At 52.5% G+C, this 18,150-nt stretch carries 10 protein-coding genes, 1 pseudogene and 1 riboswitch; of the genes and pseudogenes, 5 read left to right on the top strand and 6 right to left on the bottom strand.

The window, feature by feature from the left end; all coding sequences use genetic code 11:
• Positions 1–114: 114 nt before the first annotated feature.
• Positions 115–1,143 (top strand): alpha/beta fold hydrolase, encoded by a 1,029-nt coding sequence (locus tag PSCS_RS05685; RefSeq protein ID WP_068810825.1) that lies wholly within the window; start codon positions 115–117, stop codon positions 1,141–1,143.
• A 446-nt stretch (positions 1,144–1,589) separates the two neighbouring features.
• Here PSCS_RS05685 and PSCS_RS05680 read toward each other — a convergent pair whose 3' ends face one another.
• Positions 1,590–4,445: a TonB-dependent receptor domain-containing protein gene (locus PSCS_RS05680; RefSeq protein WP_068810824.1), complete on the bottom strand. Its 2,856-nt coding sequence runs from the start codon at positions 4,443–4,445 to the stop codon at positions 1,590–1,592.
• Positions 4,446–4,822: 377 nt separating this feature from the next.
• Here PSCS_RS05680 and PSCS_RS16325 point away from each other — a divergent pair.
• Positions 4,823–6,049: pseudogene (locus PSCS_RS16325) on the top strand (malic enzyme-like NAD(P)-binding protein); the annotation flags it as partial.
• The gene (locus PSCS_RS16320) at positions 6,023–7,111 is read left to right on the top strand and encodes a phosphate acyltransferase (RefSeq protein ID WP_317621788.1); all 1,089 of its coding nucleotides are present in this window, start codon (positions 6,023–6,025) and stop codon (positions 7,109–7,111) included. The pseudogene PSCS_RS16325 and the gene PSCS_RS16320, both read left to right, overlap by 27 nt.
• A 143-nt stretch (positions 7,112–7,254) precedes the next feature.
• Here PSCS_RS16320 and PSCS_RS05670 read toward each other — a convergent pair whose 3' ends face one another.
• Positions 7,255–8,553 (bottom strand): acetyl-CoA C-acetyltransferase, encoded by a 1,299-nt coding sequence (locus PSCS_RS05670; RefSeq protein ID WP_068810822.1) that lies wholly within the window; start codon positions 8,551–8,553, stop codon positions 7,255–7,257.
• Entirely contained in the window at positions 8,546–10,597 is a 2,052-nt protein-coding gene (locus PSCS_RS05665; RefSeq protein WP_068810821.1) for a 3-hydroxyacyl-CoA dehydrogenase NAD-binding domain-containing protein, read from the bottom strand. The genes PSCS_RS05670 and PSCS_RS05665 overlap by 8 nt, the downstream gene beginning before the upstream one ends.
• A 262-nt stretch (positions 10,598–10,859) precedes the next feature.
• On the opposite strand from PSCS_RS05665, the gene PSCS_RS05660 reads away from it, so the two are divergent.
• Positions 10,860–13,085: an acyl-CoA dehydrogenase gene (locus PSCS_RS05660; protein ID WP_068810820.1), complete on the top strand. Its 2,226-nt coding sequence runs from the start codon at positions 10,860–10,862 to the stop codon at positions 13,083–13,085.
• Positions 13,086–13,207: 122 nt separating this feature from the next.
• Here the strand turns inward: PSCS_RS05660 and PSCS_RS05655 are convergent, their stop codons facing one another.
• Together PSCS_RS05655 and hemP are read right to left on the bottom strand one after the other, a co-directional pair.
• Positions 13,208–14,164, bottom strand: coding sequence for a sirohydrochlorin chelatase (locus tag PSCS_RS05655; RefSeq protein ID WP_068810819.1), 957 nt, complete (start codon positions 14,162–14,164; stop codon positions 13,208–13,210).
• 17 nt (positions 14,165–14,181) lie between these two features.
• Entirely contained in the window at positions 14,182–14,361 is a 180-nt protein-coding gene (gene hemP, locus PSCS_RS05650) for a hemin uptake protein HemP (protein WP_188619142.1), read from the bottom strand.
• A gap of 191 nt (positions 14,362–14,552) precedes the next feature.
• On the opposite strand from hemP, the gene PSCS_RS05645 reads away from it, so the two are divergent.
• On the top strand, positions 14,553–15,872 hold the full coding sequence (locus PSCS_RS05645; RefSeq protein ID WP_068810986.1) for an MFS transporter: 1,320 nt from the start codon (positions 14,553–14,555) through the stop codon (positions 15,870–15,872).
• A 105-nt stretch (positions 15,873–15,977) separates the two neighbouring features.
• On the opposite strand, the gene PSCS_RS05640 is transcribed toward PSCS_RS05645, so the two are convergent.
• Positions 15,978–17,810 carry a TonB-dependent receptor domain-containing protein gene (locus PSCS_RS05640; RefSeq protein WP_068810817.1) on the bottom strand — a complete coding sequence of 611 codons (1,833 nt, stop codon included), beginning with the start codon at positions 17,808–17,810 and terminating at the stop codon, positions 15,978–15,980.
• A 91-nt stretch (positions 17,811–17,901) separates the two neighbouring features.
• A riboswitch (cobalamin riboswitch) is annotated at positions 17,902–18,131 on the bottom strand.
• Between the last annotated feature and the right edge of the window lie 19 nt (positions 18,132–18,150).

The raw sequence follows: 18,150 nt of genomic DNA, 5'->3' as shown, positions 1-18,150 counted from the left end.
TTTCAGATGAGATACACTGCCAACTCGACTACCCTATGATCCATACAATAATAATTGAATGTTGAAAGTAAGTTGTAGATAAGTACCAGTAATAACAATAGAAGAGGATAATCTATGTCGATCTCAAGTCTATGGCGCCAAAGTATCGGTCTGTCATTAACACTGTTTTTAAGCGTATCTGCCAGCGCGCAGAGCGACTATACACCGCCCAGCGAAGCCCCCGATGACTGGGGTCCTATTTCGATAATGCAGGAGGAAGTGGAATACCCCTATCCTGTTGAATTTCTGGATGTGACACATTTTGGTAAAAACGGCAAAATGGCCTATATGGATGTTGCGCCTACCGGACCAGCCAATGGCCTGAATGTCATGCTGTTCCACGGCATGAATTTCGGTGGTATCGGGTTTGCGCCAACCATTGAAGCACTGGCAGAAGCTGGCTTCCGTGTTGTCGTGCCGGACCGTGTGGGCTACGGCAAATCTTCAAAGATGGATATCCCTTATAACCTGCATATTTTTGCGTCTGACAGTAAGAAACTGTTAGATCACCTGGGTATTGAAAAAACCGGTATCGTGGGTCACTCCATGGGTGGCATGCTGGCAGCCCGCTTCACCATGACCTATCCCGAAACAACCACACATATGGTGCTGGTCAACCAGATCGGTATGAACGACTCTCGCCCTGGTCGCCCATGGACAGACATCCATGAGCGAGCCGCGCAGCTGGAAGAGTCCACTTCCTATCAGTCTATCCTGGCGAATCACATGCGCTACTACAATGGCGCGATCAAATCGGAGTACATGGAATTCGTGCGCATCCAGTATGGTCAGTTGATGAGCGAAGAGTGGCCATTACTGGCTCGCATTCGCGCCTGGCAGCAAGGCATTCTGTATTTTGATCCGGTCGTTTATGACTGGCAGCATATCGAAACAAAAGCCATCTTGTTAGGTGGCCAGGATGATCGCCTGTCCCCCGGGTTCGCAGAGCGCTCGCAATACATTGCCGAAACGCTGCCAAACGCGGATATTCACCAGTACCCAGGCATCGGACATAACCCTCACCTGGATCTGCCGGAAGAGTATCACGCCGACCTGGTCGCTTTCCTGAGCTCTGACCCTGATACGGCGGCGACGGACTGGTAAGTCCAAAGCAAAGCCAATAAAAAATGCAGCATTCATAGCTGTGCAAGAAATGACACAATCACAAAAAAGGGAGCCAGCATAGAGCTGACTCCCTTTTTTGTTTTGTTTGTGCACCAGGTCGGGCTCTATTCCCAGTGAGCGCGAAAACAGCAAACATGGCACAAGGGCAGGGCATCATAGATCAGAGTGCAGACAGTAAGACCGCGTTGAGCATATCGGGCGTCGCTCGAAAAAGCGGGCGGACTGTCTGAAGCCGTCAGGCTGAGTTTCCGCCCGCCGAGCGACGCCCGATGTGCTGCGGTCGTCTGCACTCTGGTCTATGATGCCCTGACCGCACCCCTCACCCGAGTTTTCGACCCCCTGGCGAGCGATGCTAGGCAGTGGGCGGCTGCGACACTTGAGGTTGTGCCCTGACCGCCGACTACCTGACCACTACAGCGCTAAGCTCACAAATCAAAATCCAGCGACACATAGAACTGTCGACCGAAAGGATCATCAACCCGTGTCTCCATACCCCCTGCCTGTGGCAAACGCTGGGCCATGCGATCAAACACATTATTGATGCCCACAGTCAGTCGCGCATCCGCTTCGACCAGTCGATCGACTGAGAAACGGTAGGAGTAGCGTGCATCCATTTTGGTGATAGCCCGAATCTTGGGAAAATCAGCCAGGTCATAGCCAATGGTTGACGTTGTTTCATCATAAATCATTTCATCCAGGTAACGTGTCGTAATACCGGCAGAATGATTCATGTTGAACCAATTAAGGCTGAAGGTGCCTTTCCACTTGGAGATCGGTGGCGCAAACCCTGTCGCAGAGTTGGAGAATCCGCGAGCATCCTGAATCGGTGAGGTGGGTGATTGCTGATATTCCCAACGGGTATAGTAGTTGCCATTCAGACTGACACTGAAGTTACCCCAGTCCCGGTAGTCAAAGCCGTAGCGCATACGCAGATCAAAGCCTTCCACATACTGGGCCGCATAGTTGACAGGTGCCCGGATGATGGCATCAACTCTGCCGTCGGCAAAACGCTCAACCAGCGGGTTGGGGTTAGCCAGGACCCAGGCGACCCCCTGGACCACATGGTCCGGGTTGCTGGTGTCATAGGTGTCTTCGGTAAACGAAGTGGCCGCCAGAAAATCCTGGAACTGAACAGCCGTGACCTCATCACTGACCAGTGACTCGATTTTGTCAACGTATTCAATTTCCTGGTAATCCAGATTGATACTCAGGCCGTCAATAGGCTCCCAGGTCACACCGAAGTTAACGATCTCGGACGATTCCGGCAACAGGTTGGGATTACCTGACGAACAGCTAGGGCGTCCATTCATGGATTCGCCGGTAATCGGATCCGGGTCATCATCAGGGACATCGGTACAGTTTTCCTGGATCGCTGGCCGCAGTTGTGTGGCCGATGGTGCCAGGAATGATTCACCATAACTGGCACGCAGCGAGAGGCTGTCTCGCAGTTCCCATAGCAGCGAGGCTTTGGGCTTGGTGGTGCTGTAACCCAGGGTGTAGAAGTCCTCGTGTCGGGCAGCGGCCTTCAGGCCCATGGAGCCCATGAAGGTGTCCTGGAAGAAAGGGATCTCCAGCTCAACAAAGGCGGAGCGTACATTGGAGTCGCGCGCCTCAATCGGGTCAATATAGGCAGTGATGTCTGAAGTCAGGTTGTCACGCGCCACGGCCAGCGGGTTATTGTTGCTCCAGTCACGTTCCTTACGGAATTGAAACCCTGCAGCCGCCAGAATTGTACCGCTTGGAATATCAATGACTTCACCATTGAAAACGGTATCCCAGTAAGCCAGGCGGGAACGGTCGACCTCATAGTAGTTCGGCACTACCAGCCAGTCTACCAACTGTTGGCTATTATCAGTTACGCCAGCGATGTAGTCGGGTGATCGGGGGTCTGCTGAACCAAAGGGATTGAACCATTCGTTCCCGTTCGGTCCCCCCTCTCCGCGCAATGCGGCTGACATCCTGGTCAGTGAATACGCATCATCGTAAATGTCACGACGGTATTGCTGGTAACCGACCCAGCTTTCACCCTGCCAGGTCGTGTCAGCGATATCGAATGTGCCGCCGAACTTGTAGGAATCGGTGTAATAGGAATAAACCGTTCTCATGTAACCGTTGCCTTCCGTGACGCTGGGCAAGGTGCCAATTTTCGTGAACGGGCGCCAGAAATATGGCATGACGTCACGACTAAACGGGTTAGCCGGGTGGTTTTCCGGGACTCGGAGCAGTTGCTGGTTTGGTCTTGGTGTGACAGCGTTACTGGGTGAGCTGACCAACTGGGATTCTCTGTAGTTATGGCTCATCTGGAATTCCAGTGTCAGCCAGTCAGCTGGTTCATAGGTGAAGTTGTTGAACAGCGTATAATTGACGGACGGGCGGGCGAAGTCCTGCCACTCTCCGTAATATAGAAAGCAACGATTCAACGAAGCTGGTGTACCACTGGGTAAGGCTCCAATCTGGCCTAAATCCTCATTGCCATCGTTAAAGGTTTCACAGCTGGGGTCACGAGCACTGCCTTGGCCGGAAAAAAAGTTATTCCAGGTTTGCCATGCACCCGGGTTGCCATAGGAGGAGTCCTGGTCAGCAATCCTGAGATAGCGAGGTCGCTCCCCAGCAGTCAGTGCAGTTCGATCTGAGTACTCAAACGCACCTACCCAGTTAACACCAATGTTATCAAAGCTCAGGCCTGTCATCAGTTCTACGGAGCTTTGTTCGGTACCGCCACGACCGTCGCGTTTGTAATAGGTTCTGGCGCGGACCCCTTCAAATTCTTTATAAGGGATGATGTTGGCGACACCTGCAACGGCATCGGCGCCATACAGAGCGGCACCGCCATCGGTAACGATTTCAATGGTTTGCTGGGCAATGCTGGGCAACAGGCTGGAAACAGCACCAGCATTGGCGGTACGACGGCCATCCATCAGGGTTAACGTGGAATCAACACCCAGGCCGCGCAGGTTGAACCGGGCAGAGTTGGAATCCTGCTGACCGTCACCTGCATCCAGGGTGTTGGCGACTGTGTCGATGTTTTCCATGTAGGGCAGGTCGCGGATGTATTCGCCCAGGTTGGCTGCACCTGACTGCCAGATGTCGTCTGTGGTAATGGTTTCTATCGGGGATGCATTGGTGAACTGACTGTTGCGAATAAACGAACCGGTAACGACGACTTCCTCTATGTCGCCTTCGGATTCACTGTTTTCCTGTGTCTGCTGAGCAAATGACTGGTTGGCGGCAATAATACTAAGCGTCAACAGCAGCGTCTTCGCTGGTTGCGATGGTTTCATAGTCCTCTCCGTTTTACTATTTTTATTGTGTAACGCTGCGGACAACTATGATGAATCTTTTCTCGCACCGCCGGTGTGATAGCAGGCCTGGCGATACGTCCTAGCCAGTTCTTTTTATAGTTGAAATCCTGCAATCCGGGCTAGGCTAAAGGTAAAAGATAGAAATAAGAATGCAGTCGATCAGCAAATTCGGTAAGTGGTAATGAATCCGCGCCAGGGTGTCGGAATCCTGCGACATTCGATTTAGCGGTAGGGAGAAGATATAATGTGCCCTAATATTGAATTGGGAATATCGTCAATAAAACTGAATAAGTTCAGCGTTGTTGGTATTTTTCCATTCGTACCAGAATATGGAAGAACCTAATAAGGAAGTAAGCATGTCAGACGACTCTTTTAAAGATAGTGCCCTACGCTATCACAGTGACCCGGTGCCAGGTAAACTGGCCATTCGCCCCACCAAACCTCTGGCCAACAACCGGGATCTTTCCCGTGCCTATTCTCCAGGTGTGGCATTTGCCTGTGAAGAAATTGCCAGTGATCCCAGGCAGGCAGCAAACCTGACGGCCCGGGGCAATCTGGTAGCAGTGATTTCCAATGGTACGGCGGTTTTAGGTCTGGGTAATATCGGGCCTCTGGCAGCCAAACCGGTCATGGAAGGTAAAGCGGTACTGTTCAAAAAGTTTGCTGATATTGATGTGTTTGATATTGAAATTAATGAAACGGATGTCGATAAACTGGTTGATATCATCGCCTCTCTTGAGCCGACATTTGGCGGCATTAATCTGGAAGATATCAAGGCACCGGAGTGTTTTCTGGTCGAGCGTAAACTGACTGAGATCATGAACATCCCGGTGTTCCATGATGATCAGCATGGCACAGCCATTGTTGCAGCTGCAGCGGTATATAACGGTTTGCGTCTGGTCAATAAGTCCTTTGAAGAGATCAAGCTGGTTGCCTCTGGTGCCGGGGCTGCCAGTATCGCTTGTGTAGAGTTGTTACTGAGCATGGGCGTGAAAAAAGAAAATGTGCGAATGCTCGACCGCAACGGGGTCATCTATCAAGGCCGTGAAGCAGGCATGAATCCCTGGAAAGAAAAGTTTGCCGTTGAAACTGATGATCGCACCATTGAGGATGCCATTGTTGATGCAGACCTTTTTCTTGGGCTGTCAGGTCCAGGGGTGCTCAATGCTGAGGTGGTGAAAACGATGGCCAGGGATCCTCTAATCCTCGCCATGTCCAACCCGATTCCCGAAATCATGCCGGAAGATGCCAAAGCGGCACGACCTGATGCGATTCTGGCCACGGGACGCTCGGATTATCCCAACCAGGTCAATAACGTGCTTTGTTTCCCTTTCATTTTCCGTGGGGCACTGGACTGTGGGGCGACCCATATCAACGATGCCATGAAGCGGGCAGCCGTTAAAGCGATTGCTAATTTGGCTATGCGAGAGGTGTCTGAAGCGGTTGCCAAAGCTTATATTGATGAAGAGTTGAAGTTTGGACGTGAATACCTGATCCCGAAACCGTTTGATCCACGTCTTATTGAAGAGGTGCCACTTGCCGTTGTTAAGGCGGCAATGGAAAGTGGAGCGGCAACGAGACCGATCGAAGACCTTGAGGCCTATCGTCACAAATTAAGTGACTATGTGAACAGCAGTCGCCTGTTTATGCAGCCAAATATTAATGTAGCAAAAAAACACCCGGCAAAAATTGTTTATGCAGAAGGCGAAAATGATGATGTCCTGTTATCGATGCAGGCGATTGTTGATGAAGGTGTTGCCCGGCCTATTTTGATCGGCAGACAAAATGTTATTGAAGAAAAAATGCAGGCCATGGGGCTGCGTTTAGAGCCTGGTAAGGACTTCACTGTTTTTAATGCTGAACAGGCTGATCTCCACGACCGGTACTGGCAGCATTATCATCAGTCTGTTGGCCGCTCTGGCGTTGCCGCAGATGCGGCACGGTCTGCCGTGTTAAACAACTCAACTATTCTGGCGGCGGCAATGGTGTCGCTGGGTGAGGCCGATGGTATGGTTTGCGGCAAAGTAGGCCGCTTCGATACGCACCTGCGTGATATTCGCCCCATTATCCGCTCGACCAATACTGAAGGTCGGCTTTCTTCTATTTGTGTGCTGCTGCTGGATGATGGTCCGCTGTTTCTGGCTGACCCATTTGTCAATGTGAATCCGGATGAAGACGGTATTGTGGATATTGCCAAAGATGCGATTCACTTTGTCCAGCAAGGTTTTGATATCGAGCCGGTGGTGGCGCTGGTTTCGCATTCCAATTTTGGGACCTATGAAGATGAGTCTGCCTTAAAGATGAAACGGGCAGCAGACAGATTACGGAATGAATTACCTGATGTGCAGATTGATGGGGAAATGCATGCGCTGACGGCATTGAACCAGGACTTGCGTGATTCGGTTTTTGAAGGCGCCAACATCAAAGGTCGGGCGAATGTATTGATTATGCCTAACATGGATGCCGCGAGCATTACCCTGGGTATGTTGCGATCATTCACCAATGGCCGATTGATCGGACCTTTCCTTAATGGTATGGAAAAGCCGGCGCATATCCTGATTCCGTCGGTATCCGGACGTGGCATTCTCAACCTGACCGCACTGATGTCAGCTGACATTGTTCGTCGCGCTCAGCAGAAGCGTTAATATCTGATTTATGAAGAGTTGATTCATCGCCGTCCACGCTGTGGCAGGGTGAATGGCGATGAATGGTTCAAGCTGACAGTAAGTAAACCAGTTTGTAAGAGAGCTCAGTTAGTCAGCAAGTTTAGTGAGCTTGAAGGGCTATGCTATGGCTTTTCCACCACTGCTGCGACTCCCATACCGCCCGCTGTACAGATGGAAATGAGCCCGCGGCCCTTGCCCCGTTCTTCCAGAATTTCAGCCAGCCCACCAAGAATGCGTGCCCCGGTCGCAGCGAAGGGGTGGCCGAATGCCAGTGAACCCCCTTTGATATTCATGCGCTCCCGGTCGATGCTCCCCAGAGGTTCTTCCAGGCCTAGTTTGCTCCGGCAGAAGTCGGGATCTTCCCAGGCTTTCAAGGTGCAAAGTGCCTGGGCCGCAAATGCCTCATGGATTTCATAAACATCAAAATCCTGGAGAGTCAGCCCTTGTTTTTGCAGCAGTTCACTAACTGCCAGTGTTGGTGCCATCAGAAGGCCTTCACCACCAACAAAGTCGACAGCACTGCTGCGACCACCATTCAAGTAAGCCAGAATAGGGAGTCCGTTTTCTTTTGCCCAGGATTCACTGCACAGCAGCACCGCGGCAGCACCATCTGTTAATGGTGTGCTGTTACCTGCTGTTAAAGTGCCATGCTTACGGTCAAACGCCGGTCGTAGAGAACCCAGCTTCTCCATGCTGCTGTCGGCGCGGATATTGGTATCGCTGAGAATCCCCTGATAAGGGCCAACCTGGGCATCAAAGAAACCACTGTCATAGGCAGCACTGGCTTTGCGATGGCTTTGTAGTGCCAGTTCGTCCTGCTCGTGCCGGGTAATACCCCATTCCCTGGCCATCAGCTCGCAATGTTGCCCCATGGACAAGCCGGTTCGGGGCTCTGCGTTAACAGGCGCTTTGGGCGTTAGTTCCTTGAGTGAGAAGCCTGATAAAGTCTTGAGGCGATCTTTTAATGAGCACGCCTGGCTGAGCTTGATCATGCGCCTGGCGAATTTCCGGGGGAAGACAACCGGTGCATCACTGGCCGTATCGGTACCTGCAGCAATACCGCAATCAATATCGCCAGAGGCAATACGTCCGGCAATCATCAAAGCTGCCTGTAGTGAGGTTCCGCAGGCCATCTGTAATGTCGTGCCAGGTGTCGCTGGTGACAAGTCAGTGCTCAGGATGGCTTCACGAGTCAGGTTAAAATCTTTGCTGTGTGTAGTGACGGCGCCGGCAACTACATCGTCAATTTTCTTGCCGGCGAGATTGCAGCGCTTGCTTAGCTGTTGCAGTGTGTCAGACAGCATGTCCAGATTGCTGAGTTCTGCATAAAATGTATTGGAGCGACAGAAAGGAATGCGGGCGCTGCCGGCAATTACCACCTTTCGGACTTTCTTGTGTACGGTTACGTTAGACTCAGACATTGGCTGCCACCTCCGATTGATCGCTATGACTGCTTACTGCAGCTGTCTGACTGAAATAGTGTAATGGTCCACCCCGAAACGGTGGGAAGCCGGTACCAAATATCATGCCGGCATCAGCCAGGTCGGCATCTTTGACGACCTTGTCTTTGAGCGCAGCCTGGCATTCTTGATGATAGGCGCTCATCAACGATTCACCAATGGAGTCGAGGTCATAGCCACTGAGGTTAGGCGGGTATTTCACGGGCTTGCCGTTACGCCAGGTATAAAATCCCTTGCCGCTTTTTTTGCCCAGGTTACCTTTATTAACATGCTGTTCAACAAATGCCCGGTCAGGGTTTTCGATTAGTTGGTCGACTTCGCTGCCTTTATGGAGGACATCTGTCACCATCAGGCAGACATCAAGGCCGACTGTATCAGCCAGCTCTACCGGTCCCATTGGCATGCCAAATTTTTCTGCCGCTGCATCCAGCGCTTCTGCCGAGGTGCCTTCTCTGTGCATTTGCAGGGCCTTCATCATGTAAGGAGCCAGAACGCGGTTGACCAGGAACCCTGGGCTGCTTTTTACAGGCAGCGGGAACCGACTGATCTGGCGGCAAAAGGCCGCTCCGCGATCCAGCATTTCGTCACTGGATTTACGCCCTTTAACCACTTCAACCAGAGGCATTTGCGCAACCGGGTTAAAGAAGTGCAGGCCAATCAGTCGCTCCGGCTGCTTCAGGCCTGCGGCCAGTTCTTCCAGTGGAATAGCTGATGTGTTGGTTGCCAACACCGCGCCGGCTTTGAGGTTCGGTTCGAGTGATTGGAAAAGTGCTGTTTTGGCGTCGCGATCTTCGAAAATTGCCTCGATTACCACATCCGATCGGCTTACCAGCTGCCCGTTGGGGTCGGCCTGCAAGCGGGTAATTGCCGCTTTTACTTTCAGGGGGTCGCGCAGTTTTCGTTTGAAAAGTGCGTGCGCCCGTTTAATCGCTGGTTGTATAAATTTCATTTCCCGGTCCTGCAGGCTGACACTCAGCCCACGCAGTGCGCACCAGGCAGCAATGTCACCTCCCATAACACCAGCGCCGATGACATGAACGTGTCGAGCCTTAAAGTCTGTCTGTTTGCCCTGGGACTTCAGCAGTTCCATCAGATGAAATACCCGTCGCAGTCCTTTTGCTGTCGATCCGACCATCAGTCTGCCTACCGCATCGGCTTCTGCCTGCATCATGCCGTGTGGGTAATTGCCGAACTGCTCCCAGGTGTCGATCAGTTTGAAGGGGGCAGGGTAGAACCCTGGCTTTACTTTACGCTTGGTCTGTTTGCGCATTTGAGAGGCCAGGAAAGGACGAACAGGGCCTGAGTTGCTGAGTCGAGCCAGTAGTCCCGGTTTGTGCGCTTTACCGCCTTTCAGGATGATATGCCGGGCTGCCCAGGTCAGTGATTCATGCCGTCCGATCAGTTTGTCGATCAGGCCAATAGAGCGGGCTTTACTGGCAGAGACCTGTCTGGAGCTCAACATCAGCTCCATGGCTTTCAATCCGCCAATGCGTTGCACTGACCTGGCAGATCCGCCGAACCCGGGGAAAATCCCGAGCTGCACTTCCGGAAAGCCCAGTTTGGTCTGGTTGGTATTTTTGGCAATGCGGTAGCGGCAGGCCAGTGCCAATTCGAGTCCACCGCCAAGACAGAACCCTTCAATGGCCGCCACTGTCGGAAACGACAGCACTTCGAGACGACGGAACATACCATGCACACGCCGGATCTCTTTAGTGACGTGAGCGGCCTCTTCAAAGCCTTCAAAGTCGTTGACGTCAGCACCGTAGATAAAACCGGTTTTTTTTGCAGACATGATAACCAGCCCTTTGGGCGGGCGATCCTCTACGTAGTCCAGGATTTGTTCGAACTCTTCGAGAACTGCACGTGATAAGGCGTTGACAGTTTCGTTCGCCCTGTCCAGGGAGGCGAACAGTATCTGATCGTGGTCTATTTGCAGGCGCCAGTGCTGTAATGCTGGCAGTGCGAAATCGTTGTTTCCATCTGTAGCGTGGCTTTGCTTCGTCATGACTTCCTCTCAATGACAAGATAGAGTGGCTTCATTGTGCCTCAGGCGTTGTCAGCAGACAAATGGCATATTTTTGTCATCAATCCGTTGGTGTAACAGGGATAGTATGCTTTTGCTTGCATCATAACGCATTGATTATTACTATGAATAAAAAATGAATGCATTCATAAAGACGAATACTAATTTAGCGCGTACAATCCAGCAAGAGGCTGGTTTGAGTTAATGCTTGAACGACCGTAGTGAATCCGACAGGAGATTTTTCATGTTTGCCGCTTTAATGAAGTTTATGCGTGATAACAATGTACTGCCGCGTATCTCGGATACGGAGCGCCAGGCATTGGAAGCTGGTACGGTCTGGATTGACGGGCAGATATTTTCCGGCAACCCTGATTTCAAATCGATGCTGAAGGAGCCCTACAGCAAACCCAGTGATGAGGAGCAGGCGTTTATTGATGGCCCCACCGAAACACTGTGTCGGATGATTGATCATTACGATGTCATCAGCAGCCGCCAGGTGCCAGAGAACATCATTCAATATATTAAGGACCAGGGATTCATGGGAATGCTGATTCCCAAGGAATATGGTGGTAAGGGTTTCTCCACACTGGCGATTTCAACCATTATGGCCAAGGTCAACTCCTACAACCCGGCCGTTGGTACATTTGTGGTCATCCCTAACTCACTGGGCGCTGCCGAACTGCTGAATCACTATGGCACGGATGAACAGAAGCGTGCTTATCTGCCCAAGCTGGCCAGTGGTGAATACGTGCCGTGCTTTGGTCTGACTGAACCGACCGCTGGCTCAGATGCAGCTTCTATCCGTGCTGAAGGGGTGGTGTACAAAGATGCGTCGGGTGAGGTAAAGATTCGCCTGAATTTCCGCAAGCGGTATATCACTCTGGCTCCGGTTTCCAATCTGATCTCCCTGGCGTTTCAGATGCACGACCCGGACAACCTGCTTGGCAAAGGCGAATACCCGGGTATTACGGTGGTCATGCTCCACAAAGGCACCAAAGGACTGGAGAATGGTGATCACCATATGCCGATCGGGCTGAGTTTCTATAATGGCCCGATTATTGGCAAGGACGTGGAAGTGTCTGTTGATCAGATTATTGGCGGACCTGACTATGCCGGCCAGGGCTGGCGCATGCTGATGGAACAGCTGGCAGGTGGCCGTGCCGTTTCATTGCCTGCCGGTGCGATTGGCGGCATGAAGCTGACCGCTGCGGCGACCGGGGCGTATTCAGTCATTCGTCACCAGTTCGGCATCCCTATTGGTTTGATGGAAGGGGTGCAGGAGAAAGTGGCCCGTATTGCTGCCTTTACCTATCTGTTTGAAGGTGCCAGGGTTTATTCCTGTTCTGCACTGGATGCTGGCGAACAGCCACCGGTGGTATCGGCGCTGTTGAAATACGCCAGCACAGAATACGGACAGAAAGTGTTGATAGATGGCATGGATGTTTTCTCAGGTGCCGGTGTCATGCAAGGGCCAAATAATATCCTGGGCGGTGGTTATGCCAGTGCCCCTGTGAGTATTACGGTGGAGGGTGCCAATATCATGACCCGGACGCTGATCACCTTTGGTCAGGGTGCCACTCGTTGTCATCCTTATGCGTTGCCGATGGTCAAGGCAGTTGAAGAAAATGATGCGACTGCCTTCCGCAAAAAACTCCTGGGTTGGCTGATGCATACCGGTACAAATTTTGTTCGCAGCAAGATTCGCGGCATCAGCCGGGGCTTCAGTGCTGGCAGCCCTGAGTCAGGAGCTGTTGCGACGTATTACCGCCGCTTGGCCTGGGCCTCTTCCCGCTACGCATTACTGGCGGACCTGGCCCTGTACCTGGTTGGCAGCAAGTTGAAGGCGCGGGGTAATCTGGGCGGCCGCTTTGCTGATGCGCTGACCTGGCAGGTGCTGGCTTTTTCGGCCCTGCGCCGATTCAAGGCGGAAGGCAGTAAACAAGAAGACTTGCCCTTACTTCAGTACAGCTGTGAATATGCGCTGGCTCGAATTCAGGAAGCGTTTGAAGGTATCCATGCCAACTTCGATGTTCCGGTCGTTGGTTGGTGGTTGAAAGGGCCATCTGCTTTGTTCTTGCGACTCAACCCTTTGTCACGCGGCCCTTCAGACAAACTGATTGCGCCGGCAGCAGCCACTGTCCAGAAGTTTGATGAACAGTTCCGTCGCCTGACCAGTGACACGGCGCCGATTGATGATGACCAGCCTGGTATGGGGCGCTTGATGAAGGCATTCCGTCTGCACAATGATGTGCAACCTCTGCTGGGCCGGATTCGTGATGCACAGAAGAGCCGTGAGCTACCACGCGGGCTGGAGTTTGAGGTGGTAGATGAAGCTGTGCAGCGTAAAGTGCTGACGCCACGAGAGGCTGTGCGCGTGAAAGAAGCAGAAGAGGCTGCGCTGGCAGCGATTGAAGTGGATGTGTTTACGCCAGAGAACTATTTCCAGACACCGGTTGCTGCAAAAGAATAAGCACGGCACTACTGAAAAATTACCGTGTATGACAAAACGCCAGCTATCCTGCCCCAACTGTCCGGGAAAGGATAGCTGGCGTTTTGTTTCTTGCAGCCAGCAGCTTTTCCTTGTCTGACTGACTACTGCATGACATTGCTGAGCACAGGGCTGTCAGATCGCAACAGTGCTGCTTGCGATTCCACCCACCGTGTAACAGCCGGATGTGGCACCAGGCCCGTTCCATCAGTCTGATAATCCAGGCCTGCCAGGACATCCTCGTATGGACCAAACCCATGGACACGGTAAGGAATCACCAGCACCTGCCGACCACTGTTTTCGCTGGCTGCGATGTATGCCCTGAGTTCCTGTTGGGCAGCTTCGCGTTTTTCCGGCCAGTCTTCGCGCAAGGTGGTGACAAAGACATCATGATAGCCGCCTTCCTCCCTTAATCGCTGGGCCCTGGCACTGATTTTGTCAATCCAGCGCTGGTTTTCTGCATCATCACCTGGGCCGTGAGCCAGCACTACAACATCTTCCTGTTTTGGGTTCTGACTCAACCTCTGCGCCCGGGCAAAGAGTACATCCGCCATTTCCCTGGCATCGGCCAATCCGTCCTGGGTCATGGCGAATCGAGCCTGGCTTTCTACTTGCCAGAACTCCATCCGCATTCCGTGAGAACCACCGTCGTGATGCATGCTATGTGCATCGGCGTTAATCCTGGCGGGTGCACCTGGTTCCATCCCCAGGATTTGACGCGTGCGTTCATACCAGCTTTCTCCGCTGATAAATAGACGAACCACACCGATGTCAGTCACACCATGTGACTCCAGCCGATTGACTGCTTGCTGTAATGAGTAGGCATCAGCCATGCCGAAAGCAACCTCCACAGGATACTGGTTCTGCAGTGGTGCAAGTGACTGCATCACGCCTTCGTTCCACTGCGGAGAACCTCCATGTGCCATGACGAGGACGCCAAAACGGTTTTCTGTTGCCACGCCATCTGTCTGGCCAGCAGGTTGGGGTTCATTGGCTTTCAGTCCCTGCCCACCCATGAGAAGCACGAATGTAGCAATGGACAGCCCGCGGACGATTTCCATGAGTGAATTCCTCAACATCATTTAGTCAGAATCAGTTTGTTGGCAGCCGTCAGCCGTAACGTATAAGTTTGACCGTTATGGCCGATATCTATGGTCCTGCCGTGTTGAAACAGGTCCTCGGATCGCAGGTAATGATCAATGCGGCTGGTGTTATCATTGGTTTGATGGTGCTGCTTTGCTGTTTCAGTCATTTGCATGGCTGGTATCCTCCTGGTCTGTTTATTAAAGCGCTCGGGCGTCATGGCTGTTGGCTTTACAGGTGAAAGAGAATAGTAAATCAGCAAAATGATAATGTAAATGGTAATAATTATCATTACCATAAAATATATTGTATAAGTTGCCCCTCATCGGCTTGTTGTCATGCGGCCGGAGGGCTATGATTTTCATCATGAATAATCAAAACCAGAAAAACTGGCAGGCACAGGTTTACGAGCGACTTGCAAATGACGATGAGGGTCGGGTTTGCAAAGAAATCAGTGACGAGGCCTGCCAGGAAACGCCCGGTAATTTTTTGGCAACCATGGTGGCCAATACCTGCAGCTCACTGGCTGACAAGCTCGCCAGTGCCAAAACCACGCTTCCCTGGATTCTGGTACAGGTTGGTGCGCCTGCCTGGATGCTAAGTTTTTTGGTGCCTATCCGGGAATCAGGCGCAATGATGCCGCAATTATGGATCGGGGCCTGGGTGCGTCAGCACCGGATCCGGAAATGGTTTTGGGTGGCCGGTGGGCTCATTCAGGGGCTCTGCCTGTTAGCGATGATGGTGTCGGTCAGTTTGCTGGAGGGGGCATTGGCAGGCCTGACGATTCTTGGTTTGCTTATTGTCTTCAGTCTTGCCCGTGCGGTTTGCTCGGTCGCATATAAAGATGTGCTGGGCAAAACCATCCCCAAGACGCGCCGCGGGCGTTTATCAGGCTGGATCAGTGCAGTCGCTGGCCTGGCAAGCATGTCAGTAGGGCTGTGGCTGTCAACCAAAGGTCAAAGCAACGATATAGCACTGTATCTGGGGCTACTGGCACTGGCTGCACTGTTCTGGTTTATTGCTGTAGTGGCTTATGCCCGTATCCGTGAGTTTCCCGGTGAAACAGCAGGCGGTAAGGACGGGTGGAAGGCAGCTGTTGATAACCTCACATTATTGCAGCGGGATCGTCCATTTCGACGTTTTGTTATAGCGCGGGCATTGGCCATGGGGTCAGGCCTGGCGGCACCGTTCTATGTCAGCCTGGCCAGCAATGACCTGGGATCCACGGCTGGCCTGCTTGGGCTATTGATTGCAGTGGAGGGCTTCGCCGGGTTGTGTAGCTCACCGCTTTGGGGGCGTTGGGCGGACCACTCGAGTCGAACTGTGTTTGCCATTGCCTGTGCTATTGCATCTTTGACAACCCTGGCAGTGGCATCATTTGCTGTGTCTGGTATGACGCAACAGATGGCTTTTGTCGTTTATCCCCTTGCATTTTTTATGTTGGGAGTCAGTCATGCCGGGGTCAGACTTGGCCGCAAGACATATCTGGTCGACATGGCCACGGGCAATCAACGTACGGCATATGTTGCGGTCAGCAACACCGTAATTGGTTTTCTGTTGCTGGTGGTGGGCGGTGTCATTGCTTCTGTCGCCGCATTCTCTTCGGTGATGGCAATGGTGGTGCTCGGTGTGGCCGGATTGGCGGGTAGTATTCTGGGCGTGCAATTACGCGATGTGTCTGCATGAGTTCATAACACTGGCGGCAACTGAGCATGTGCTCGGTCAGCGCCAGTGTTATGAACCTTCATCGAGCCGGTCAGGTTGATGCCTGGCCGAGGCTGTTAATAGTTTCTAGAATTGATAGCGCAGTTTCAGCATAGCGTTGCGGCCCAGTGTATTGTAGCCATCAACGACTTCGTAGTCCTCGTCCAGCGCGTTACCGATACGCAGTTGCGCGTTGAGTGCTTCACCAAACTGCCAGTTTGCGACAATGTCGAGCTTGTTGTAGCTGTCGACGCTGGAACGGGCGAAAGTCACGGGGTCCAGGTCGGCTCGCTCGCCCACCCAGAGCCAGTCAAACAGCAGGCTCAACTGCTGGAATTCACGGCGTAACCTGAGGTTGGCCTGTTCATCTGCACGGCGGAGCAGCGATTCTCCCGTTGCTTTGTTTTCATGATCCATCAATGTGATTGAGGCTTGCGCGTTCCAGTTGGCTATAGCGCGGCTGGCCGTTAATTCCACACCGCTGATTTCGGCACGGCTGATATTGGTCAGGCTGTCAAAGGTGGCATTGCTGTCAATCAGGTTTGACAGGCGATTATTATAGATCGTCGCCTGCAAGGAGGTATTGGCCAGGACGGTGCTGATACCCAGCTCGGTATTTTTTGATTCCTCGGGCTGCAATGCCGGGTTGGCATAAAAGAAGAACTGAGGGAAATCCACATAAAGATCAATCAGATTGGGTGCTTTAAAAGCGTTACCTGCAGCAATCCAGATGTTGCTTTGCTCGCCGATGTCTCTGCCCAAAGCCAGGCGTCCGGTAGTGAAATCCCCGAACTGCTCATTATCGTCATAACGTAACGACAGGCTCAGTTGATTTGCGCCGAAAGTCTGCGAGTGCAGGGCAAACACGGCTTCATTATCACGGCGTTCTTCGTTCTGGACAGCACCGCTGGCAACATACACCAGTTTCTCACGGTCAGTGTCCAGGCCGAGCACGGATTCGCTATTTTCGTTCCAGCTGAGTTCATTTTGCCACTGCACGCTGGTTCTGGTTGTGGTGCTCTCTGTGGGAGAGAACTGTTGATACAGGTTGTCGTCTTTAAAACGGCTGACCTGTACCTGAGAGGTGAACAGGTTGTTGAACTCAAACCGGGCACCGCCAGTAACGGTGCGGGAAATGTTTTCGCTTTCCCCGCCATCGAAGGTGTATTCGGCATCGCTTTCCAGGACGCTGGCCCAGAGGCGGGAATCGCCATTGAGTTGTTGGGTCAGACGAGCAGACCAGGCTGTGTTCTCATACGGCGATTTATCCTGCGCTGATTGGGGCTCATTACGAGGGCGGATACCATCAGTCTCATTGTGAGACAGGCTGAGGTCCAGTTCAGTGTTGCTTTGCGTGAGGGTTACGTTCGCCTGGGCGGAACGGGAGGCTTCAGTGCCTGCACCCGCACTGATATCACCCGTCAAAGCCGGTGAATCTGGTGCTGTTTGTTGACTCGTATAGATATGAATGATGCCGCCAATCGCATCAGCGCCGTAGAGACTGGATTGAGGCCCTCTGGTCACTTCAATACGCTCTACCTGTGACAGTGGAATATTTTCCAGTCTCGCGGCACCTTCACTGGCCGTATTGATGCGGACGCCGTCCAGCAACACCAGTGTGTGGTCAGATTCAGCTCCACGTGTAAATAGACTGGTTTGTGCTCCCATCAGACCGGTACGGGCCAGCTGCAGGCCAGGTACCGCCTGCAGGACGCTGAACATATCCGGTGCGGCGCTGGCAATCAATGTCTCGCGATCAATCACAGTGACTGATTTCATGACATCGCTGTATGGCTGGGCAATGCGGTTTGCATTGACGATAACGGTAGTAAGCGATTGTTGATTTGCAGGGGATTGTGCGCTGGCCTGCATGGCCAGCAACGATGCTGTCAGTGCTGACAGCATGAACTGTGTTTTCATGTTGTTTCTCCCGGTGCGTTCTCACCCGAATGCACGGTCTGTGGTTGTATATGCGAACTGAACAGCTTTGCTTTGCAGGCGTTGCTGGACAGTGCATCTGAAGCTTCAGGCCGGTCTCCGGGCTTGCAGGGACGTGACAGAGTCACGGCCGTTGACTTCCTTCCCGTTCTAGGAACAGTGGATTAACAGTCAACGTCTTCCTGCTTACCGTTGCGGGGGCAGCGTCGGAATTTGTCACAGCATGACTTGCTGGGCAGCACCGACTTCCCGTTTCATTCCCTGTATTTAAGTGCAGGGAGCACCTGAGGCGCGTGCACAATAGGCGATGTCAGGTCTCAAG

Source organism: Pseudohongiella nitratireducens (assembly GCF_001642735.1).
In the GTDB taxonomy this organism is placed as follows: Bacteria; Pseudomonadota; Gammaproteobacteria; order Pseudomonadales; family Pseudohongiellaceae; genus Pseudohongiella; species Pseudohongiella nitratireducens.
The sequence above is the reverse complement of the archived record's forward strand: the minus strand, read 5'-3'. Positions and strand labels throughout refer to the sequence as shown.